Origin of the sequence: Rhizobacter sp. LjRoot28 (assembly GCF_964253025.1) — a bacterium.
Classification (GTDB): Bacteria; Pseudomonadota; Gammaproteobacteria; order Burkholderiales; family Burkholderiaceae_C; genus Rhizobacter.
This window is the reverse complement of the sequence record NZ_CAXUQC020000001.1, coordinates 4,759,516-4,779,745: the sequence shown is the minus strand read 5'-3', so window position 1 is coordinate 4,779,745 and position 20,230 is coordinate 4,759,516. Positions and strand designations below refer to the sequence as shown.

Here is a 20,230-nt window from a genome sequence, read left to right as displayed (position 1 = left end):
CTCCTCCGGCGCGGACGAAACTCAACTTTCGCCCAACTTACAAGACGAACAGGGCCGCAAGCGTAACCGATACGGCGAGACGCTTCGAAAACGGGCAGCGCCCGCCTAAGATGGCGCATGCCTGAACGTTGGAAACCGAGTGTCACCGTGGCGGCCATCATCGAATCGGCCGGTCGCTTCCTGCTGGTGGAAGAGCACACGCCCGAGGGCCTGCGGCTCAACAACCCGGCGGGCCATCTGGAGCCGGCGGAGTCGCCGCAGGAGGGCGCCGTGCGTGAGGCGCTCGAGGAAACCGCACGCACGTTCGTGCCGGACTGCGTCGTGGGCCTCTACCTCTCGCGCTTCCAGAGGCCGGCCACCGGCGAGGACGTCACCTACCTGCGCATCGCCTACGGCGGCACGGTGGGCGAGGTGCATGCGAACCGCCCGCTTGACGAGGGCATCGTGCGCACGGTCTGGATGACGCTCGACGAAGTGCGCGCCAGCAGCGCCCGGCACCGCAGCGCACTGGTGTTGCGCTGCATCGAGGACTTCGCCGCCGGCCGCCGCCTGCCGCTCGACGTCGTGCATGCCGACCCGAGCCTCCACGACCCCGAACAGAAGCACTGAAGCCCGCTTGCGCGGACTTGTGCCGGCACGGGCGGCCGCGCATCCGTAAAATCGGTGGATGTTGAAGCAACGCGTGGTCGTGGGATTGAGCGGGGGCGTGGACTCGGCGGTCAGCGCGCACCTCCTGAAGCAGCAGGGCCACGAAGTGGTCGCCATCTTCATGAAGAACTGGGAGGACGACGACGACAGCGAGTTCTGCTCGTCGCGCCAGGACTTCCTCGACGCCGCCAGCGTGGCCGACGTGCTCGGCATCGAACTGGAGCACGTCAACTTCGCCGCCGACTACAAGGACCGGGTGTTCGCCGACTTCCTGCGCGAGTACCAGGCCGGCCGCACGCCGAACCCGGACGTGCTCTGCAACGCCGAGATCAAGTTCAAGGCGTTCCTCGACCATGCCATGCGCCTGGGCGCCGAGAAGATCGCCACCGGCCACTACGCACGGGTGCGCCAGGCCGGCGACGCCTTCCAGTTGCTCAAGGGGCTCGACCCCTTGAAGGACCAGAGCTATTTCCTGCACCGGCTCAACCAGGCGCAGCTGTCGAAGACGCTGTTTCCGGTGGGGGAACTGCCCAAGACGGAGGTGCGCCGCATCGCCGCGGAGATCGGGCTGCCGAATGCCCGCAAGAAGGACTCGACGGGCATCTGCTTCATCGGCGAGCGGCCGTTCCGGGAGTTCCTGAACCGCTACCTGGCGAACACGCCGGGCCCGATCCGGGACGACCAGGGGCGGCGCATCGGTGAGCACGTGGGCCTGAGCTTCTACACGCTGGGCCAACGCAAGGGCATCGGCATCGGCGGCTTGAAGGACCACGACGCCGCACCCTGGTTCGTCGCCCGCAAGGACATGGCCACCAACACGCTCTACGCCGTGCAGGGCCACGACCATCCCTGGCTGCAGTCGAACGCCCTGTGGGCGCAGGACACGAGTTGGGTCGCGGGCGCGCCGCCCGCGGGCGGGGCCCTGGCGGCCAAGAGCCGCTACCGGCAGGCGGATGCCGCCTGCGAGATCGCCGCCACTCCCGAACGCTTCGAACTGCGCTTCGCCGAACCGCAATGGGCGGTGACCCCGGGGCAGTCGGCCGTGGTCTACGACGGCGAGGTGTGCCTCGGCGGCGGCGTCATCGGAGGCACGCTCGAGGGCTGAGCCGCGCGGCGGCGCATGACGCCCCGCGGTGTGACCAAAGCCCCAATGCCGCCCCCGGAGGCGGGTTCGCCCCCTTTGGCCGGGGAACCGCTCAATGCGTCACAGCGGGCGCGCGAGGGTCATGGTCCAGTAGGGGCTGAAGGCCGCTCCGGCGCGCCCTTTGGCGCAGCTCAGGCCGATGTGGGCAAACGACGGGTTCATCAGGTTGGCGCAATGGCCCTTGCTCCCCTGCCACGTGCCCATGACGGACGCCATGGTGCCCTGTCCTGCCGCGATGTTCTCGCCGATCCGTGACCACGCGTAGCCGGTGGCACTGATGCGTTGGCCAAGGCTTCGGCCGTCGAGGCTCGTGTGGGAGAAGTAGTTGTTCACCGCCATGTCGAGCGAGTGGCCATGGGCGGCCTGGGCAAGCTTCTCGTTCCAGACCAGCGCAGGCGCGGCGGCATAGGCCGTCTCGCCACACATCCGCGGTTGCGCCCTGAAGGCGTTGACGCGGGCGACGGCGTCGTTGACGAAGTTGGGCACGTTGCAGTCGCCGGACCACGCGGACGTGGCGGCCATCGTGTCGTCCGGAGGAACCGGCGCGATCGGGAGCGCGGGATCAACCGGGCTTTCGTTGTCCGTTCCCGGAGCGACCGCGACCGGGGGCGGCGTATCGGCCGACGGCGCGCTGGAGTCACCCGAGCCGCCTCCGCAGGCGGCGAGCGCCAGAGTCAGCGCGGCAACGGCAAGCGCCCGGAGGTTGCCGACGGGGCAGCGGGTCGAGGTGGTACGGAACTTCATGCGCAAAGCGTAGCGCCATCCCGAAGCCTTTGGCGTGTGCAGTTGTCACCGCCGGCCCCGGGCAGCGCAACACGTGCAATGCCTCACGAATCGCGGCGTCGCGGGTCAAGCTGCGGACCATCGGGCCGATACCCTTCTGGCAGGCGTGGTGCCTGCGGGCGGCGCGAGTCGCCGGATGACCTCGACTTGCCGCCCCCGCGCGCCCCTGCCCATGCCCTGCCGGCCCCGCTTCTTCCTGCGATCCGCCCTGCCCGCCAGCCTGCTGGTGGTGGCCGGTGCCGCCTTCGGGGCCGACCTGGTGCTGACGGTCACCGGAGCCGACGGCCGTCCCCTGCGCGATGCCGTGGTGATGGCCACGCCAGCGCGCGGCGCCCTGGCGGTCAAGCCGATGCCCATGGTCTCGGTGTCCCAGGCGGCGCGGGCGTTCGACCCGTCGGTCACCGTGATCACCGCCGGCACCGCGGTGAGCTTCCCCAACAACGACACGGTCCGCCACCACGTGTACTCGTTCTCGGCGGTCAAGACCTTCGAGATCAAGCTGTACGCGGGCGTCCCCCATGCGCCGGTCGTCTTCGACAAGCCGGGGGTCGCCGTGCTCGGCTGCAACATCCATGACCAGATGGTGGCGTGGATCGTCGTGACCGACACGCCGCTGCACGCCCGCACCGACGCCAAGGGCCAGGCCCGCCTGCCCGGCCTGGTCGCAGGGGACTACGGGCTGCGCACCTGGCACCCGGCCCTGCCCGTGGACCGGCCGCTGCCGGTGCTTCGCACGACCGTCGGGACGGCCGACGTCGAACTGCCCGTGCGCCTGGCGGTCACCGCGCCATGAACGCCTGGAACACCTTCGCCGGCCGGCTGCGCGGTCTCTCCCGACGCTCGCTGGGCGTGCGCATCGTGCTGCTGTTCCTCGGCCTGCTGCTGGCCGTGCAGGCCGCCAGTTTCGTCGCGATCCGCGCCACCATCGACCGCAATGCCCGTGCGTCCATTGCCAGCGCCCTGGTCTCGGGCGAGCAGCTGCTGGGCCGACTGCTGCAGCAGAACGCCGACAAGCTGGCCCAGGGCGCCACGCTGCTGGCCGCCGACTACGGCTTCCGCTCGGCAGTCGCCAGCGGCGACACGGACACCATCGCCTCGGTGCTCTCCAACCACGGCGACCGCATCGGGGCCACCGTGTCCGCACTGCTGGACACGCGTTTCGCGCTGCGCGCCGCCGCCCAGCCCGGCGTCGACCGCCTGCGGCCCGCCATCGACCGCATGTCCGCCCGCCTGGCGGGCGGCCAGCCCGCACGTGAAATCGTGGTGCTCGACCGCAAGCCGTTCCAGCTGGTGCTGGTGCCGATGCGCGCGCCGGTCGTCGTCGGCTGGGTGCTGATGGGCTTTCCCATCGACGAGCCGCTGATGAACGACATGCGCGACCTGTCCGCGCTGCACGTCAGCCTGCAGGTGCGCCAGGGTCCGGCGCAGGCGTGGACCACCTCGGTGTCGACCTTGCCGGCCAACGTGCATGCCGCCGTCGAAGCCCAGCGCTCGGACGAGACCGCCTCCATGAACGTGCGCCTGCCCGACGGCGAGTACAGCAGCCGCCAGATGCGCCTCGCCACCGACGCCTCGACCGAAGTGGCCGCGGTGCTGATGCGCTCGGTGGACGAGGCGGTGGCGCCCTACCGCCAGCTGCAGTTCGGGCTCGCGGCGCTCACGCTGCTGGGCGTGATCGTGTTCGCCTTCGGCAGCGTGCTGACCGCGCGCCGCGTGACCACGCCCTTGCGCCGCCTGGCGGCCGCGGCGGAGCGACTGGGCGCGGGCGACTACGCCACCCCCCTGCGCGGCCAGCAGCGCGCCGACGAGATCGGCGAGCTGGCCCAGGCCTTCGAGCGCATGCGCATCCGCATCGCCGACCACCAGCAGCAGGTGCTCAAGCTGGCGTATGAAGACAGCCTGACGGGCCTGCCCAACCGCACGAGCTTCCGCCAGGCGGTGTCGGCGGCCACCGAGGCGGCTGCCGCGGCGGGCCGTTCCGTCGCGGTGGTGATGATGGACCTCGACCGCTTCAAGCACGTGAACGACGTGCTGGGCTACCGCTACGGCGACCTGATGCTCAAGCGCGTCGCCGAGCGCCTCGCGCAGGAGGTGCTGCGCGACGGCGACATCGTCGCGCGCCTGGACGGCGACGAGTTCGCGGTGCTGCTGCCCATGCTCGACCCGGCGACCGATGCGGCGCTGGCGAACACGGTGGCGCGCCGCATCACGGAGTCGTTCGACCGCAGCGTGCTGCTGGACGACCAGGCGGTGGACATCAGCGCCAGCATCGGCATCGCCCTGTGGCCCCAGCATGCGGGCGACACCGACACCCTGCTCAGCCGTGCGGAAGTGGCGATGTACGCCGCCAAGCGCCGCCGCGACGGCCCCACCTTCTACGACGCCAAGCTCGATGCAGCCAGTGCGCAGACGCTGTCGCTGCTGACCGAGCTGCGGCACGCCATCGACCATGGTGAGCTGAGGCTCTACCTGCAACCCAAGCTTGCGCTCGACACCGGCCGGGTGATCGGCGCCGAGGCGCTGGTGCGCTGGCAGCATCCGGTGCGCGGACTCGTGCCGCCGATGGAGTTCATTCCCTTTGCCGAGCAGACGGGCTTCATCCGCGTGCTGACCCTCTGGGTGTTCGAGGAAGCGGCGCGCCACTGGAAGCGCCTCAGCCGTTCCGGCGCACCGTTGTCGGTGTCGGTGAACCTCTCGACGCGCGACCTGATGGACCAGGACCTGCCGCAGAAGTTCGAGGCCGTGCTGGTGCGCCACCAGGTGCCGGCCGAGGGCTTCTGCCTCGAGATCACGGAGAGCGCGATCATGGACGACCCCGAGCGCACGCTCGGCACCCTGGAGCGCCTGAGTTCGCTGGGCTTTCGCCTATCCATCGACGACTTCGGCACCGGCTACTCGTCGCTCGCCTACCTCAAGCGGCTGCCGGTCGACGAACTGAAGATCGACAAGTCCTTCGTGCTCAACATGGAAAAGGACATCGACGACGCGCGCATCGTGCGCTCGACGATCGACCTGGCCCACGGACTCGGGCTCACCGTGGTGGCCGAGGGCGTGGAGAACGCGCAATGCTGGGAGCTGCTGCGTGCGCTGCACTGCGACGAGGCGCAGGGCTTTCACATGAGCCGCCCCCTGCCGGCCGATGAATTCGAGCGCTGGTCCTCCCTCTGGACGGCGCGCCATGCGCAGGTGGCCCTGCCGCGCGGCCCCGAAAGCGATCGGGCCATCACGCTGCACTGAGCAGGGCCGCCGCCCGCCTGCTACGCTGCGGGCTCGCCTTGCCTGCCTGCCGCCGCTTCGCGCCGCGGCCTGTCCCATGACCCTGAGATTCCTTTCGCGGCGCGCCCTCATGGCTGCCGCCGCTGTCACTTCCGTCCTGGCCGCCGGCGCCGCGCACGCGCAGGCTCGGCCGGTCTTCGAAGACACGATGGCCCAGCGTGTGCTGGCCTGCGTCGGCTGCCACGGCGCCCAGGGCCGGGCGGCACCCGATGGCTTCTACCCGCGCATCGCGGGCAAGCCGGCCGGCTACCTCTATCACCAGCTCGTCAACTTCCGCGACGGCCGCCGGCACTACGCGTTGATGACGCACCTCGTCGCCCCGCTCACCGACACCTACCTCGCCGAGATCGCCACCCACTTCGCGCAGCTGGACCTTCCCTACCCGGCTCCGGCGCCGCCGCCACCTGCCGCCGTGGCCGCCCGCGGCGAAGCGCTCGTGATGCGGGGTGACCCCGCGCGCGGCATTCCGGCCTGCGTCGCCTGCCACGGCGAACGCCTGACCGGCGTGGCGCCGGCCATTCCCGGCCTGCTCGGCCTGCCGCGCGACTACCTCAACGCCCAGTTCGGGGCCTGGCGCACCGGCAAGCGCCACGCCCATGCGCCCGACTGCATGCGCGAGATCGCCGGCAAGCTGAGCCTCGACGACGTGGATGCACTCTCGCGCTGGCTCGCCTCGCGGCCGGTGCCGCAGCCGGCTCATGCCGCGGCCTCGCTGCCGGCCGCCCTGCCCATCGCGTGTGGCGGCGTGGCCGACGGAGCCGCGCGATGAGCCGCGCTCGCCTGGGCGTCTGGATCGCCCCCTTGCTCGTCGCCGCACTCATCGCCGTGCTCGCCATCATCGGGGCGGTGGCCTGGCTCAACGTGCGTGGCGAATCGCCTGTCGCGATGGATGCGGCGCCGGTGGCCGGCACGGCCGAGCAGGTGGCCCGCGGCCGCTACCTCGCCACGGCCGGCAACTGCGCCGGTTGCCATACCGCCCCGGGCGGCGCTGCCTATGCCGGAGGCCGCGCGATCGACACGCCCTTCGGCACCGTCTTCAGCTCCAACCTCACGCCCGACGCGGCAAGCGGCCTCGGGCGCTGGTCGCCCGACCACTTCTGGCGCGCGATGCACCACGGCCGCTCGCGGGACGGGCGCCTGCTCTATCCGGCGTTCCCGTACCCCAACTACACCCACGTCACCCGGGCAGACAGCGACGCGCTCTACGCCTTCCTGCAGTCGCTGCCTGCGGTGGCCCGCGAGAACAGCGAGCACACGGTCGGCTTTCCCTACAACACCCAGGCCGCCCTGGCGGTATGGCGGGCGCTCTACTTCCGCGCGGGCGCCGCGCCCGAAGACCCGGCGCGCTCGGCCGAATGGAACCGCGGCGCCTACCTCGTGCAAGGCCTCGGTCACTGCAACGCCTGCCACTCGGCGCGCGACGCGCTCGGCGGTTCAGCAGGAGCCTTCGACCTGAGCGGCGGCCTGATTCCCATGCAGAACTGGTACGCGCCCTCGCTGACCTCCGCAGCGGAAGCCGGGGTGGCGGATTGGGCGCTCGACGACATCACGGCGCTGCTGCGGGACGGCGTCACGCACCGCGCCACCGTCATCGGCCCGATGGCCGAGGTGGTGCTCAACAGCACCCAGCACCTGAGCGACGCCGACCTCCGCGCCATGGGTGTCTACCTGCAGGCGCTGCCGCAGCAGCCGGTGCAGCCGCCCGCGGCCACGGCCCGGCCGGACGAGCGCGGCGCGGCCCTCTACGAGCGGCACTGCGCCGCCTGCCACCGGGCCGACGGGCGCGGGGTTCCGGGCGCCTATCCGGCGCTTGCCGACAACCGGGCCGTGACGATGGATCCGCCCGCCAACGCCGTGCGCGCCGTGCTGCTGGGCGGGTTCGCCCCCGCCACGGCGGGCAACCCGCGACCCTTCGGCATGCCGCCCTTCGCCAGTACCCTGAGCAGCGACGAGGTGGCGGCCGTGCTCACCTACATCCGCGGCAGCTTCGGCAACCGCGGCACCGCCGTCACCGCGCTGGACGTGCAGCGCTACCGCACGCAGGACTGAACACCCGGGCGTCGAGGCCACCGCCGCCTGAGTCCCCGGGGGCCGGTTGCACCGCCGTTCGACCCGGTCAAAGTGCCGGACCGTGCCCGTCGTGCGGCGTGGCCTCGGCCGCCGCTTCCTGCGCGGCGGGGCCGTGCCAGCGCCTCAGGGTGCGCTGGAAAAAGAGACTGTTCGGAAGCTGCAGGCTGGTGCCGCTGTGGGCATCACCGCTTTCGAGCAGCGTGGTGTAGACGAGGTTGATATCCACCACCTGGCCCTTCATGCCCGCCTTGTCACCCGCTTCCAGCAACTCGACGAAGTCGCCGATGCGAAACGAGCGGGTGACGTAGATCAGCAGGGCACAGAAGAGGTTGGACAGCACACTCCAGGCGGCAAAGAAGGCCACGGCGCCGACGGTGGCAAAGCCGGTGAAGGCGGTCCAGAGCACCGCGCCCGAGACCCCGAGCCGCTCCAGCACCCACAGCAGCGCGCCACCATAGACCAGCACGCCGACCGTGCGCAGGAACAGGCTCGTCACCTTGACCGGCAGCCCATAGGTGCCGGTGAGGCGGCGGATGAGGTGGCGCGCAACGCGCATCAAGAGCCAGGCCGTCACCGCGATGAGGGTCACCTCGATCAGGGGCATCAACACGCCCACCCAGTCCTGCGCCCAAGGCGACAGGCGGTCGTACAAGGGTTGGATCAACTTGTTCATGACGCCGATTGTCGGCTGAGGCGGCGACGGCGGGAGCCGCCGCACGCCTGGCAGGGCCGGGTGCGAAGCGAGTGCGATTCGTGGGATGGCGGACGGCCGCGGCAGCGCCTAGGTTTCAAGGCTGCTTCCCTCCAACGGAGATCCCCATGCGCAAACCGATTGTCCTGCTGTCGCTCCTGCTGGTCGGCCTGTCGGCCGCGCCGGCGCATGCCATCGACTACCGGCTGTTCGACATCAGCAGCGCGGGCCGCTTCGAGGAGGCCACCGCGATCAACAACCTCGGGCAGGTCACCGGCGGCTCGGCCGCCGGCGGTTTCTTCTACAGCCGGGACACCGGGCTGCTGCGGCTGGACGACCGGCCGCCCGCCGGTTCCCCCGGAGGCGCAGCACTGCAGTCCTGGGGCGTCGACATCAACGATTCGGGCGAGGTGGTCGGTCGCTGGCATGACGGTGCATCGACCCGGGGCTTCACCTACACGTTGTCCGGCGGCATGCGTGACCTGGGTCGCGCCAACCTCGAGCCGACCTACATCGACCATCGCGGCTGGGTGTCCGGCATGACCACGCCCGCGGCGGACGGCTCCCGTGACGCCTTCTTCACGACGGGCGGTGACAGCGCCCCCTACGTCTATGCCACGTCGGCGGTCTCGGTCGTCGGCTTCGTGGACTTCGGCGCGCTCGTCATCACGAACTTCAGGCACCAGGAACTGGGCGATCCTTACACCATCGCAGGCTGGGGCCTGGATGGAATCGGCACCGGCTTGGCAGGCCTTCCGGACAACACCGGCAGCTACGCCACCGACAACACCGCCGACAACATTGTGGTCGGCTACCTGCAGGTGCCTGCGGGCGAAGGCGTGCCCCCTGCCCGGCGCGCCTTCGCATTCACCTCCGCCGACGGCATCATCGACTTCGGCCCCACCCTGCCCGCCGCCGCGGCGATGAGCTTCGCGACCGCCATCAACAACGTCGGCCAGGTGATCGGCGGCGGCCAGTGGGCCGATGGCTCGGCCTTCAATTTCCTCTACGACCTGCCGACCCGGAGCTTCCTCGACCTGGCGACCGTGCTGGACCCGCTGACCTCCGCCGGCTGGACCTCGCTCGCAATCAACGACTTGAACGACCTCGGCCAGATCGTCGGCACCGGCCTGTTCAACGGCCAGCAGCGGGCCTTCATGCTGGCGCCCTCCGGGCCGATGGCGCCGGTGCCCGAGCCGGCGATGTGGCTGATGCTGGCCCTGGGTGGCATGGGTGTGGCCGGCGCTGCCCGACGTCATTCCGGCGGACCCGCCTGAGGTTCAGGGCTGGCCGAGGAACAGGTACACCGATTCACTGCCGTCCCGTGCGCGGCCGAACGCGCCGTACACCGGCCCGAACGGCGTGTCGAGCGCGAGGTAGACCGATCGGCCCTGGCGGGTGAAGGCCCCTTCGCGGCTGGAAACGCTGTCGCCGATGCGCCCTGCCTCGGCCGAGACGCCGACGAAGGCGCCGTCCAGGAGGCCGGGCACGGACAGCCGGTAGTTGTAGATCAGCCGCCCGAAGGCGAGTTCGCGACCGAGGAACTGGCCCGTCTTGTAGCCGGACAGCCGCAGGAAGCCGCCCAGGCTGAAGAGTTCGTGCAGCGGCAGCGCGCCCGTGTCGAGCGCCTTGGCGCCTCGAAGGCCCACCTGCATCGAGTGCGCCCCCCAGGCCCGCGCCATGTTGAACGTGGCGGAGCCCTTGGTGTACGTCTCGTCGGCGCCGAGGCCCTCGCTGGAGGCATACAGGCGCAGTTCACCTTCCACCCCTGCGCGCGGAAAGCGCCGGTTGTCGAGCGTGTCATAGCGCACCCGGGCCAGCACGCCACCGGTGTCGGTCTGCGGCTGCAGCAGCTCGCCGGCCACCGTGCCGGTGTCGGTGATGAGCCGGGCGCGGCCCCGCCACACCCCGAGCCGCGCCTCTCCGCCGCGCCCGATGGGCGTGCCCACGTCCAGGCCCACGCCGAAGGTGCCACGTCGGTAGCGGGCGATGCGGTCGCCTTCCTCGTCGTACAGATCGAACGGCTCACGTGCGCCCTCGGCGCGCGCCGCGACGAAGACGCGCTGGGCCGGCGTCAGCGGCTGGTACCACTCGGTGACCAGCCGGTCGGTGTTGCCCAGCTGCACGTCATTGCGCCACTCGCCACCGAGGCGGTTCAGCCAGGTGGCGCGGTGGGTGCCCGACAGGTCGAAGACGGCATTGCCGGCCAGGTCGGTCGACAGACCCAGGCCGAAGCGGAGGTAGGTCGGCCCCCAGGACTTCTCCGCCACCTGGGCGGTGAGCACATGGCCCACGCCCGGCTCCTCGGTGAGCGTGTAGCCGACGCGCTCGAAGTCGCCCCGTGCGTAGATGCGGCGCACGTCGCCGTCGGCGCGGGACGCGTCGAAGACCTGTCCGCGCTTGGAGCGCATCACCGACGTCACGACTTCGGGGTCCACCCGCTCGGTACCCATGACGCGGACGTCCGCGAGCGTGCGCGGCACGCCGTCTTCCTTGACCGACGCGGCGGCTCGCCATGCGCGGTACTCCGCGGGCGCCACGGCGAACCGGGCCAGGCGCGCCGAGGCGTCCCGGGCGGCCCGCTCGCCGGCCTGTGCAGCGTCGGCCAGGCGATCGAAGTCGCCCGTGGTCACCGTGCCGAGGTCGGGCGTGAGCAGCACGTCGGCGTCGCGGATCTCGCGCACCGAGGCAGCCACGTTGGTGTTGGTCAGGATGCGGGTGATCTGGTCCGACACCGACAGCACCGAGCGGATCTCCTCACGCTTGAGCAGGGGCGTGCCGATGTTCACCGCGATGATGACGTCAACGCCGAGGGCGCGCGCCACGTCCACCGGCAGGTTGCGACTCGGCCCCCCGTCGACGAGCAGGCGGCCGTCGAGTTCAACGGGATCGACGACCGCGGGAATCGCCATGCTGGCGCGCACCGCCACCGCCAGGCTGCCCTTGTCCAGCACCACCATCTCCGAGGTGGCGAGGTCGGTCGCCACGGCGCGAAAGGGGATGGGCAGTTCGTCGAAATCCTGGGCGCGTTGCCGCTGCGTCAGTCGCCGCAGCACGGCCTCCATCGAGATGCCGGCCACGGCCCCTTTGGGCAATGCCAACTCACCTTGCCGGATGCCCATCTCGGGGCCGACGTAGTTCACCCGGTCATGCACCTTGGTGTTCATCGGCACTTCGGCCCGGTCGATGTCGCGGAACAGCATCGCGGTGTTCAGCCCGGCCATCTCGCGCTCGATCTCGGCCAGGGGCATGCCGGTGGCATAGGCCGCGCCGACGATGGCGCCGGCGCTCGTGCCGACGATGACGTCGATCGGCACGCCCAGTTCCTCCAGCACCTTCAGCACGCCGAGGTGGGCTCCGCCGCGGGCACCGCCGCCCGACAGGACGACGCCGATGCGCGGCCGGGCGCCGGCCTCGGGGCCGCGCGAAGCGCTTCGCGTGCGCTCGAGGAGTTCCGCTGAGGAGGTGGGTGCGGGTGCCGGTGCAGCCGAAGCGCCGACCGGTCCCAGGGCCATCGACGCCCCCGCACTGGCGGTGAGCGTCAGTGCAAGCGCCCATGCGCGCGCGGCCGTCCGTACGGCAGCAGATCGATTGCGGCCCATGCGGCCCTCCTCCCCAAGTGCTTCTTGTCGACGCGCGCCGGACGCGCTCCCCATCCGTCAGGTTCAGGCCGGCAGCGCGAGCGCCTTGGCTTCCTTCTGGATCCAGTCGCATTGTTTCGCATCGAGCCGGGTGCACAGCTGCATGCCGCTGTGGTGCTCGAAGATCTCCGCCACCCATTCGACGAACACGCGAACCTTGGGCGACAGGTGACGGTTGGAGGGGTAGACGACGTGGAAGGGCGTCGGGTCGGACAGCCATTCACCGAGGACCAGCTCGAGCGCACCGCACTCCAGGTACTGGTTGAAGATGTACGTCGGGAGCCGCCCCACACCGAGCCCGGCCAGGCAGGCGTCGACGTAGGCGTTGGTGTCGTTCAAGGTCAGCGGGCTGACGACCGGCAGCGAGACGCGTTGTCCGTCGCGCGAGAAGTCCCAGTCGAAGAGGTGGCCGGTGCGCTGCGAGAAGTAGTTCAGGCAGACGTGGTCCTTCAGGTCGTACGGGTCCGTCGGGCGGCCACGGCGCTCGAGGTAGCAGGTGGTGGCGCAGGTCACCACGTGCATGGTGCCCACACGGCGAGCGATCATCGATTGATCCTCGATCTCGCCGCCACGCAGCGCGCAGTCCACGCCGTCGCTCAACAGGTTCAGCGGGCCATCGCTGCAGCCGAGTTCGAGCTGGATGTCGGGGTAGCGTTCGAAGAAGGTGTGGAGCTGGGGAATCAGCAACCGGCTCGCCACCGCCGTGGCCACGTCCACTCGCAAGCGGCCGCGCGGATTCGCTTGCCGGGACGAGAACGACTCTTCAGCGTCACGAAGATCCTCGAGGATGCGGACACAGCGTTCGTAGTAGGCCGCGCCGTCGGCTGTGACCGACACCCGTCGCGTCGTGCGATGCAGCAGCCGCACCTTGAGGTGGGCCTCGAGCTCGGCAACGCTGGCCGAGAGGGTCGCCTTGGGGGTACCGAGCAGCTCTGACGCCCGGGTAAACCCGCCCGTGTCGACCACCGCCACGAAGGCCCGCATCGCTTTGATCGTGTCCATTGTCTGGATTCCTGAACAGTCATTCTCAGAAAAGACACTTTATCTGGACATCGCGGACAAATAAAGTTCTGCTGCACCGCACAAGCAGGCATTGCGTGATTTTGCCCAGTGCACCCCCTCCGTTCTGAAGCAGGCCATGAACACCCCTTCCACCCACAAGGACAGCGCAACCCCGGGCGCCGACCAGACCTTCGAATGGCCTGGCGCGTCGGGTCGCCTCACCTTGCGCCTGTACATCGGCACCCGCGCCAAGTCCGAGGCGCTGCTGGTGTTCTTCCCGCCGGGCGGCTTCGTGGAGGCGGACCTGGATGCTTCGGACGCCTGCCTGCGCGAGTTTGCCCAGGACTGCCAGGTCACCATCCTCGCGCCCAGCTACGCCGTGGCGCCCGAACACCCGTTCCCGGCGGCCATCGAGGACAGCCATGCCGTGCTGAGGATGGCCGCCGCCAAGGGCGCCCGGCTTCGCGGGTGGACCGGCCGGCATCTGCTGGTGGGCGGACTCGAGGCGGGCGGCAACCTGGCGGCGGTCTCGGCCTTGATGTCGCGCGACCGGCTCGGGCCGCGTCTGGCCGGACAGGTGCTGCTCATGCCGATGCTCGACCCGAGCATGCGCGAATCGCGCACGAGCCCGTTCGAACCCGTCGGGGCCGAAGGTGCCGCCCGCGCGATGACCGATGCCTACCGCGGCTACCTGCCCCGGGCAGCCGATCGGGTGCACCCCTACGCCTGCCCCATCGAGTCGAGCCGACTCGCCGGCCTTCCCCCCGCATTGATCATCCACGCCGAAGGCGACCCGCTCACCGCGGGTGCGATCGCCTATGCCGACAAGCTCGCTGCCGCCGGCGTCCCGGTCCAGCAGCTCTCCCTTCCCGCCAGCGCGCTCACCGACGCCGAGGAACGCTGCGAAGCCGCTGCGGACCCGGCCTGCGCCCAGGCCGTGAAGGCCTTCCTCGTTCCCTTTCTCAAGCCGGCCGCCGCCCACCCCGGGCGATCGGTCGCATCCGTTCTCTCTTCCCAAGTGCCTGAGGTGCCCCATGACTGACCGCCCCATCTCCTTCGCCCTGACCATCACCACCCTGGCGCTGGCCTCCGCCGGCCTGCTGACCCTGGGCGCCTGCTCCGACGGCATCGACGCCCAGGCGCAGACGGCCGCAGCCCCTCCACCCCCACCCGTGAGCGTCGCCGCCGTCGTGACGAAGAAGGTCGTCGAGCACCAGGAGTTTTCCGGCCGCATCGAGGCGGTGGAGTCGGCCGAGATCCGCGCCCGCGTGCGCGGCACGGTGGAGGCGATTCACTTCAAGCCCGGCTCCATGGTGAAGAAGGGCGACCTGCTCTTCACCATCGACCCCCGCGCGTACCAGGCCGAGATGCTGCGCGGCGAAGCCGCCGCGGCGGCCTCGGCCGCGAAGGCGGAGCTGGCCCGTACCGAGCTCGAACGTTCCAAGCGCCTGCTGGCCGACAATGCGATCGCGCAGCGCGACTTCGACGAGCGCGCCGCCAATGCCCGGCAGCTGGAGGCCGCCGCCCGTGCCGACCAGGCCGCGCTCGCCAGCGCCCGACTGAGCGTCGAGTACTCGGCCGTGCGCGCCCCGTTCAGTGGCCGCGTCGGCAAGGCCGAGGTCACCATCGGCAACCTGGTGGACGGCAATGTCGTGCTCACCTCGCTGGTGTCCGTCGACCCGGTCTATGTGAGCTTCGACGGCGACGAAGGCACCTACCTCGCGCTCGGCCCTGCCGCGCGCGGCGGCGCCGAGGCGGTGAAGGTGCGCATGGGCCTGGCCAACGAGACGGGCTTCCCGCGCGAAGGCCGCCTCGACTTCGTGGACAACCGCATCGACCCGACCTCCAGCAGCGTGCGCATGCGCGCCGTGGTCGACAACAAGAGCGGCACGTTGACGCCCGGCCTGTTCGCGCGCGTGCAGATCGGTGCCGAGGCCAACAGCGCGGAGTCCGTGCTGATCCACGACGCGGCCATCGGCACCGACCAGAACCGCAAGTACGTCTATGTCCTCGGCGAGGGCAACAAGGCCGAGTACCGCGTGGTCGAGCTCGGCCAGTCCATCGACGGCCTGCGTGTGGCCCGCACCGGCCTGAAGCCGGGCGAACGCATCGTCGTCAAGGGCCTGCAGCGCGTGCGCCCCGGCGCGCCGGTGCAGCCGGAGGAAGTGCCCATGGCCTCGCCCGCCGCCTCGGGCGTGACGGTGGCCTCGGCCAAGTAAGCCTTTCAGGGAAGACCTTCCATGCAATTTTCCAGATTCTTCGTGGACCGGCCGATCTTCGCGGCCGTGCTGTCCATCATCATCTTCCTCGGCGGGCTGCTCGCCATCTTCAAGCTGCCGATCTCCGAGTACCCGGAAGTCGTGCCGCCGTCGGTGGTCGTCAGCACGCGCTTCCCCGGCGCCAACCCGACGGTGATCGCCCAGACGGTGGCCGCGCCGCTGGAAGAGGCCATCAACGGCGTGGAGGACATGCTCTACATGTCGTCCCAGGCCACCGGCGACGGCGGCATGAACCTGACCGTCACCTTCAAGGTCGGTACGAACGTCGAACAGGCCGAGACGCAGGTACAGAACCGGGTGCAGCGCGCCTTGCCGCGCCTGCCGGAAGAAGTGCGCCAGGTGGGCGTCACGACCGTCAAGAGCTCACCCAACATCACGATGGTGGTGCACCTGCTCTCGCCCAACTCGACCTACGACGAGGTGTACCTGCGCAACTACGTGGTGCTCAACATCCGTGACCGCATGAGCCGCATCGCGGGCATGGGTCAGGTGCAGGTGTTCGGCGCGGGCGACTACTCCATGCGCGTGTGGCTCGACCCGCAGAAGGTTGCCGCCCGCGGCCTGACCGCGCCCGACGTGGTGGCCGCCATCCGCGAGCAGAACGTGCAGGTGGCCGCCGGCGTGGTGGGTGCCGCCCCCGCCAAGGACGCGCCCTTCCAGCTGTCCGTCAATGCCCAGGGCCGCCTGAGCACCGAGGACGAGTTCGGCGACATCATCATCAAGACCGGCGCCGAGACCGGCGGCGTCGTGCGCCTGCGCGACGTGGCACGCATCGAGCTCGGCTCGGCCGCCTACTCGCTGCGTTCGCTGCTCGACAACAAGCCGGCCGTGGCGATGGGCCTCTTCCAGGCACCGCAGTCGAACGCGCTGCAGCTGTCGACGGACGTGCGCGCCCTGATGGACGAGCTGAAGAAGGACTTCCCGCAGGACGTCGACTACGCCATCGTCTACGACCCGACCCAGTTCGTGCGTGACTCCATCAAGGCCGTGGTGAAGACCCTGCTGGAGGCCGTGGCCCTGGTGGTGCTGGTCGTGATCGTCTTCCTGCAGACCTGGCGCGCCTCCATCATCCCGCTGCTGGCCGTGCCGGTGTCGGTGGTCGGCACCTTCGGGCTGATGCTCGCCTTCGGGTTCTCGATCAACACGCTCTCCCTCTTCGGCCTGGTACTGGCCATCGGCATCGTCGTGGACGACGCCATCGTGGTGGTGGAGAACGTGGAACGCAACATCGCGAACGGGCTCAACCCGCGCGACGCCACGGTGCAGGCGATGAAGGAAGTGTCGGGGCCGATCATCGCGATCGCGCTCGTGCTGTGCGCCGTGTTCGTGCCCATCGCCTTCGTGTCGGGCCTGACCGGCCAGTTCTATCGCCAGTTCGCCCTGACGATCGCCATCTCCACCGTCATCTCGGCCTTCAATTCGCTGACCTTGTCGCCGGCCCTGGCCGCCGCGCTGCTGCGCCCGCACGACGCTCCGAAGGACCGCCTGTCGCGCGGCATGGACTGGGCGCTCGGCGGCTTCTTCCGCCGCTTCAACAAGTTCTTCGACCGCTCCTCGGCCCGCTACCAGGGCGGCGTGGGCAAGGTGCTGACGCACAAGACTGCCACCATCGGCGTGTACCTCGTGCTCGTCGTGCTGGCCGCGGTGATGTTCCGCGTGGTGCCGTCCGGCTTCGTGCCGTCGCAGGACAAGCAGTACCTCGTGGGCTTCGCCCAGCTGCCTGACGCCGCGTCGCTCGACCGCACCGAGAGCGTCATCCGCCGCATGACCGACATCGCCAAGTCGGTGCCGGGCGTGAAGAGCGGCGTGGCCTTTCCCGGCCTGTCGATCCACGGCTTCATGAACGCGCCCAACTCGGGCATCGTGTTCTACACGCTCGATGACTTCTCCGAACGCAAGGGCCCCGGCCTGAGCAGCGGAGAGATCGCCGCGGAAGTGAACAAGCGCCTCGGCGCCATCCAGGACGCCTTCATCATGGTCTTCCCGCCGCCCCCGGTGGACGGCCTCGGCGCCATCGGCGGCTTCAAGATGTACATCGAGGACCGCGCCAACCTCGGACAGGACGAGCTCTACAAGGCGGTGCAGGCCCTGCAGATGAAGGCCTGGCAGACACCTGAGCTGGCCGGCGTGTTCTCGGGCTACCAGATCAACGTGCCGCAGCTCGATGCGCGCGTGGACCGCACCAAGGCCAAGCAGCTCGGCGTGCCGCTGTCGGACATCTTCGACACCATGCAGATCAACCTCGGCTCGCTCTACGTGAACGACTTCAACAAGTTCGGCCGCACCTACCAGGTGATCGCCCAGGCGGATGCCCCGTTCCGCTCGGACGCCGCCTCCATCGGCCAGTTCAAGGTGCGCACCGCAAACCAGGAGATGGTGCCCCTGGGCAGCCTGATGAACGTGACCAGCACCTACGGCCCGGACCGGGTGGAGCGCTACAACTCCTTCATGGCGGCCGACTTCAACGGCGGCGCGGCCCCGGGCGTGTCGTCCGGCCAGGCGCAGGCCATCATGGAGAAGCTCGCCACCGAGACGCTGCCGCGCGGCATCAACTTCGAATGGACGGACCTCACCTACCAGGAGATCCTGGCCGGCAACACGATGGTCATCGTGTTCCCGCTGTGCGTGCTGCTCGTGTTCCTGGTGCTGGCCGCGCAGTACGAGAGCTGGACCTTGCCGCTCGCCGTGATCCTCATCGTGCCGGCGTCCATCCTGTTCGCACTGTTGGGCGTCTACCTGACCAAAGGTGACAACAACATCTTCACGCAGATCGCGCTGTTCGTGCTGGTGGGGCTGGCGTCGAAGAACGCCATCCTGATCGTCGAGTTCGCCCGCGACCTGGAGCACCAGGGCAAGGGCATCGTCGAGGCGGCGCTGGAAGCCTGCCACCTGCGGCTGCGCCCGATCCTGATGACGTCCATCGCGTTCATCATGGGCGTGCTGCCGCTGGTGTTCTCATCGGGCGCCGGTTCGGAGATGCGCCATGCCATGGGCGTGGCGGTATTCGCCGGCATGCTGGGCGTGACCCTCTTCGGTCTCTTCCTCACGCCCGTCTTCTACGTGCTGCTGCGCACGCTGGCCGTGCGCCTGGAGCGCGGCCGCCCGCCGCGCCGGCATGCCTCCCACGCGATCGAGGCCGAAGGAGCCTGACGAATGAACTTCTCCTCTTTGATCCAACCCGTGCTCACGCCGCTGGCCGCGGCCCTCGTGCTGGCCGGTTGCTCGCTGACCCCGGCCGTGCCCACCCCGGAGCTGGGTGTGCCCTCGGCCTACAAGGAGAGCCAGCAACCGGTGCTGCCTGAAGGTGCGGGCGGCGAATGGAAGCCGGCCGCGCCGTCGGAGGCGGTGGCCCGCGGGGAATGGTGGACGAGCTTCGGCGACGCGCGCCTCGATGAACTCGAAGCCCGCGCCGCCCAGGCCAACCCGACGCTCGCCGCCGCCGCTTCCCGCGTGAAGGCCGCGCGCAGTTCGCTGCGCGGTGCGCAATCGCTGCGCTCGCCGCAGGTCAGCCTGGATGCGGGTGCGGGGCGCTCGCGCTCGGCACCGGTGACGCTCGGCCAGCCGGACGGTGCCGCCGTGGGCCCCGGCACCACCTTGCAGGCCGGGCTCGGCGCGAGCTACGAGCTCGACCTGTTCCGCCGCGTGGAGAGCACGGTCAACGCCGCGCGGGCCGACGCCGAAAGCGTCGAGGCCTCGTACCGGTCGGTGCTCCTCGCGCTGCAGAGCGACGTGGCCCAGACCTACTTCGCGCTGCGCACGGCTGACGCCGAACTTGCACAGATCGACTCCACCATGAAGCTGCGCGACGAGAACGTGCGCCTCATCGACAAGCGGTTCCAGGCGGGCGACGTGGCCGAGATCGACGTGGCCCGCTCGCGCGCCGAACTCGCCACGGTGCAGGCCGAGGCCGCGGCGCTGCGCGGCGAACGTGCACGCCTCGAGCACGCGCTCGCCCTGCTGCTGGGCGAGGTGCCTGCGAACTTCAAGCTCGATCCGCTGCCGCTCGACGCCGGCGTGCAGGTGCCCGTGGTGCCACCCGGCCTGCCGTCGACCCTGCTCGAACGGCGACCGGACGTGGCCGCCGCCCAGTTCGCCATGCAGGCGGCCACCGCACGGGTGGGCTCCACGCGCGCCGCCATGTTCCCGGCACTCGCCCTCACCGCGAACGCCGGCTATGCATCGTCCGAGCTGGAGAACCTCTTCAAGTGGAGCAGCCGCGCCTGGCTGGTGAGCGCCGTCTTCTCGCTGCCCATCATCGATGGGGGGCGCAACAAGGCCGCCATCACCTATGCCGAGGCCCAGCTCGACGGCGCCGTGGCGCAGTACCGCGAGTCGGTGCTGCAGGCGTTCGCGGATGTCGAGGGCAGCCTCGCCGGCCTGCGCAGCGTGCGCGAGCAGGTGGCCTACACCGACACCGCCGTCGCCTCGGCGCGGCGTGCCGCCCAACTGGCCGACACGCGCTACCGCGCCGGTGAAGACAGCTACTTCCAGCTGATGGACGCGCAGCGCAACCTGCTCTCCATCGAACGCCGCGCCGTGCAGCTGCGCGGCCTCTGGGCCACGAACACGGTCGGGCTGATCCGCTCGCTCGGTGGGGGCTGGCAGGCACCCTGACCTACCCGTCAGGACCGGCCTCCCCGGGCCGCCGCCGGCAGATCGCCGCGGCGGCTTTTTTTTTCGCGCACAGCCAGCCAGC

Annotated in this window: 15 protein-coding genes; 11 read left to right on the top strand and 4 right to left on the bottom strand. The window is 70.1% G+C overall.

Annotation, left to right across the window (positions count from 1 at the left end; genetic code table 11):
• Positions 1 to 117: 117 nt before the first annotated feature.
• Complete coding sequence (locus tag ACSQ2F_RS21865; protein WP_436026346.1) at positions 118 to 609, top strand: NUDIX hydrolase; 492 nt, start codon at positions 118 to 120, stop codon at positions 607 to 609.
• Positions 610 to 667: 58 nt separating this feature from the next.
• Positions 668 to 1,753 carry a tRNA 2-thiouridine(34) synthase MnmA gene (gene mnmA, locus ACSQ2F_RS21860; protein WP_436026345.1) on the top strand — a complete coding sequence of 362 codons (1,086 nt, stop codon included), beginning with the start codon at positions 668 to 670 and terminating at the stop codon, positions 1,751 to 1,753.
• Positions 1,754 to 1,852: 99 nt separating this feature from the next.
• Here mnmA and ACSQ2F_RS21855 read toward each other — a convergent pair whose 3' ends face one another.
• The gene (locus ACSQ2F_RS21855) at positions 1,853 to 2,536 is read right to left on the bottom strand and encodes a CAP domain-containing protein (RefSeq protein ID WP_436026344.1); all 684 of its coding nucleotides are present in this window, start codon (positions 2,534 to 2,536) and stop codon (positions 1,853 to 1,855) included.
• Positions 2,537 to 2,711: 175 nt separating this feature from the next.
• On the opposite strand from ACSQ2F_RS21855, the gene ACSQ2F_RS21850 reads away from it, so the two are divergent.
• The 4 genes from ACSQ2F_RS21850 to ACSQ2F_RS21835 all read left to right on the top strand — a co-directional run bounded on the left by ACSQ2F_RS21850 (position 2,712) and on the right by ACSQ2F_RS21835 (position 7,900).
• Positions 2,712 to 3,368 (top strand): methylamine utilization protein, encoded by a 657-nt coding sequence (locus ACSQ2F_RS21850; RefSeq protein WP_436026343.1) that lies wholly within the window; start codon positions 2,712 to 2,714, stop codon positions 3,366 to 3,368.
• Positions 3,365 to 5,812, top strand: a complete 2,448-nt coding sequence (locus ACSQ2F_RS21845; RefSeq protein WP_436026342.1) for a putative bifunctional diguanylate cyclase/phosphodiesterase — start codon at positions 3,365 to 3,367, stop codon at positions 5,810 to 5,812. The genes ACSQ2F_RS21850 and ACSQ2F_RS21845 overlap by 4 nt, the downstream gene beginning before the upstream one ends.
• Before the next feature lie 109 nt (positions 5,813 to 5,921).
• Positions 5,922 to 6,620: a c-type cytochrome gene (locus tag ACSQ2F_RS21840; RefSeq protein ID WP_436026341.1), complete on the top strand. Its 699-nt coding sequence runs from the start codon at positions 5,922 to 5,924 to the stop codon at positions 6,618 to 6,620.
• Entirely contained in the window at positions 6,617 to 7,900 is a 1,284-nt protein-coding gene (locus ACSQ2F_RS21835) for a c-type cytochrome (RefSeq protein ID WP_436026340.1), read from the top strand. Before ACSQ2F_RS21840 ends, ACSQ2F_RS21835 begins: the two co-directional genes overlap by 4 nt.
• A gap of 67 nt (positions 7,901 to 7,967) precedes the next feature.
• On the opposite strand, the gene ACSQ2F_RS21830 is transcribed toward ACSQ2F_RS21835, so the two are convergent.
• Entirely contained in the window at positions 7,968 to 8,594 is a 627-nt protein-coding gene (locus ACSQ2F_RS21830) for a mechanosensitive ion channel family protein (protein WP_436026339.1), read from the bottom strand.
• 146 nt (positions 8,595 to 8,740) lie between these two features.
• Between ACSQ2F_RS21830 and ACSQ2F_RS21825 the strand changes: the two genes are divergently transcribed.
• Positions 8,741 to 9,889, top strand: coding sequence for a PEP-CTERM sorting domain-containing protein (locus ACSQ2F_RS21825; protein ID WP_436026338.1), 1,149 nt, complete (start codon positions 8,741 to 8,743; stop codon positions 9,887 to 9,889).
• Positions 9,890 to 9,892: 3 nt separating this feature from the next.
• On the opposite strand, the gene ACSQ2F_RS21820 is transcribed toward ACSQ2F_RS21825, so the two are convergent.
• Both ACSQ2F_RS21820 and ACSQ2F_RS21815 read right to left on the bottom strand, forming a co-directional pair.
• Entirely contained in the window at positions 9,893 to 12,214 is a 2,322-nt protein-coding gene (locus ACSQ2F_RS21820; RefSeq protein WP_436026337.1) for a patatin-like phospholipase family protein, read from the bottom strand.
• 63 nt (positions 12,215 to 12,277) lie between these two features.
• Positions 12,278 to 13,255, bottom strand: coding sequence for a LysR family transcriptional regulator (locus tag ACSQ2F_RS21815; protein ID WP_436026336.1), 978 nt, complete (start codon positions 13,253 to 13,255; stop codon positions 12,278 to 12,280).
• A gap of 136 nt (positions 13,256 to 13,391) precedes the next feature.
• Here ACSQ2F_RS21815 and ACSQ2F_RS21810 point away from each other — a divergent pair, with 136 nt between their 5' ends.
• Genes ACSQ2F_RS21810 through ACSQ2F_RS21795 form a run of 4 tightly spaced genes read left to right on the top strand, consistent with a single transcriptional unit; the run spans position 13,392 to position 20,148 of the window.
• Complete coding sequence (locus ACSQ2F_RS21810) at positions 13,392 to 14,297, top strand: alpha/beta hydrolase (RefSeq protein ID WP_436026335.1); 906 nt, start codon at positions 13,392 to 13,394, stop codon at positions 14,295 to 14,297.
• Entirely contained in the window at positions 14,290 to 15,474 is a 1,185-nt protein-coding gene (locus ACSQ2F_RS21805; protein WP_436026334.1) for an efflux RND transporter periplasmic adaptor subunit, read from the top strand. Before ACSQ2F_RS21810 ends, ACSQ2F_RS21805 begins: the two co-directional genes overlap by 8 nt.
• Positions 15,475 to 15,495: 21 nt before the next feature.
• Positions 15,496 to 18,684: an efflux RND transporter permease subunit gene (locus ACSQ2F_RS21800; RefSeq protein WP_436026333.1), complete on the top strand. Its 3,189-nt coding sequence runs from the start codon at positions 15,496 to 15,498 to the stop codon at positions 18,682 to 18,684.
• Positions 18,685 to 18,687: 3 nt separating this feature from the next.
• Positions 18,688 to 20,148, top strand: coding sequence for an efflux transporter outer membrane subunit (locus ACSQ2F_RS21795; RefSeq protein ID WP_436026332.1), 1,461 nt, complete (start codon positions 18,688 to 18,690; stop codon positions 20,146 to 20,148).
• Positions 20,149 to 20,230 lie beyond the last annotated feature (82 nt).

What these genes read in the sequence shown, in the direction of transcription:
- ACSQ2F_RS21865 (WP_436026346.1), top strand. Translation starts at nt 118, where the DNA reads ATGCCTGAACGTTGGAAACCGAGTGTCACCGTGGCGGCCATCATCGAA.
- mnmA (WP_436026345.1), top strand. Translation starts at nt 668, where the DNA reads ATGTTGAAGCAACGCGTGGTCGTGGGATTGAGCGGGGGCGTGGACTCG.
- ACSQ2F_RS21855 (WP_436026344.1), bottom strand. Translation starts at nt 2,536, where the DNA reads ATGAAGTTCCGTACCACCTCGACCCGCTGCCCCGTCGGCAACCTCCGG.
- ACSQ2F_RS21850 (WP_436026343.1), top strand. Translation starts at nt 2,712, where the DNA reads ATGACCTCGACTTGCCGCCCCCGCGCGCCCCTGCCCATGCCCTGCCGG.
- ACSQ2F_RS21845 (WP_436026342.1), top strand. Translation starts at nt 3,365, where the DNA reads ATGAACGCCTGGAACACCTTCGCCGGCCGGCTGCGCGGTCTCTCCCGA.
- ACSQ2F_RS21840 (WP_436026341.1), top strand. Translation starts at nt 5,922, where the DNA reads ATGGCTGCCGCCGCTGTCACTTCCGTCCTGGCCGCCGGCGCCGCGCAC.
- ACSQ2F_RS21835 (WP_436026340.1), top strand. Translation starts at nt 6,617, where the DNA reads ATGAGCCGCGCTCGCCTGGGCGTCTGGATCGCCCCCTTGCTCGTCGCC.
- ACSQ2F_RS21830 (WP_436026339.1), bottom strand. Translation starts at nt 8,594, where the DNA reads ATGAACAAGTTGATCCAACCCTTGTACGACCGCCTGTCGCCTTGGGCG.
- ACSQ2F_RS21825 (WP_436026338.1), top strand. Translation starts at nt 8,741, where the DNA reads ATGCGCAAACCGATTGTCCTGCTGTCGCTCCTGCTGGTCGGCCTGTCG.
- ACSQ2F_RS21820 (WP_436026337.1), bottom strand. Translation starts at nt 12,214, where the DNA reads ATGGGCCGCAATCGATCTGCTGCCGTACGGACGGCCGCGCGCGCATGG.
- ACSQ2F_RS21815 (WP_436026336.1), bottom strand. Translation starts at nt 13,255, where the DNA reads ATGGACACGATCAAAGCGATGCGGGCCTTCGTGGCGGTGGTCGACACG.
- ACSQ2F_RS21810 (WP_436026335.1), top strand. Translation starts at nt 13,392, where the DNA reads ATGAACACCCCTTCCACCCACAAGGACAGCGCAACCCCGGGCGCCGAC.
- ACSQ2F_RS21805 (WP_436026334.1), top strand. Translation starts at nt 14,290, where the DNA reads ATGACTGACCGCCCCATCTCCTTCGCCCTGACCATCACCACCCTGGCG.
- ACSQ2F_RS21800 (WP_436026333.1), top strand. Translation starts at nt 15,496, where the DNA reads ATGCAATTTTCCAGATTCTTCGTGGACCGGCCGATCTTCGCGGCCGTG.
- ACSQ2F_RS21795 (WP_436026332.1), top strand. Translation starts at nt 18,688, where the DNA reads ATGAACTTCTCCTCTTTGATCCAACCCGTGCTCACGCCGCTGGCCGCG.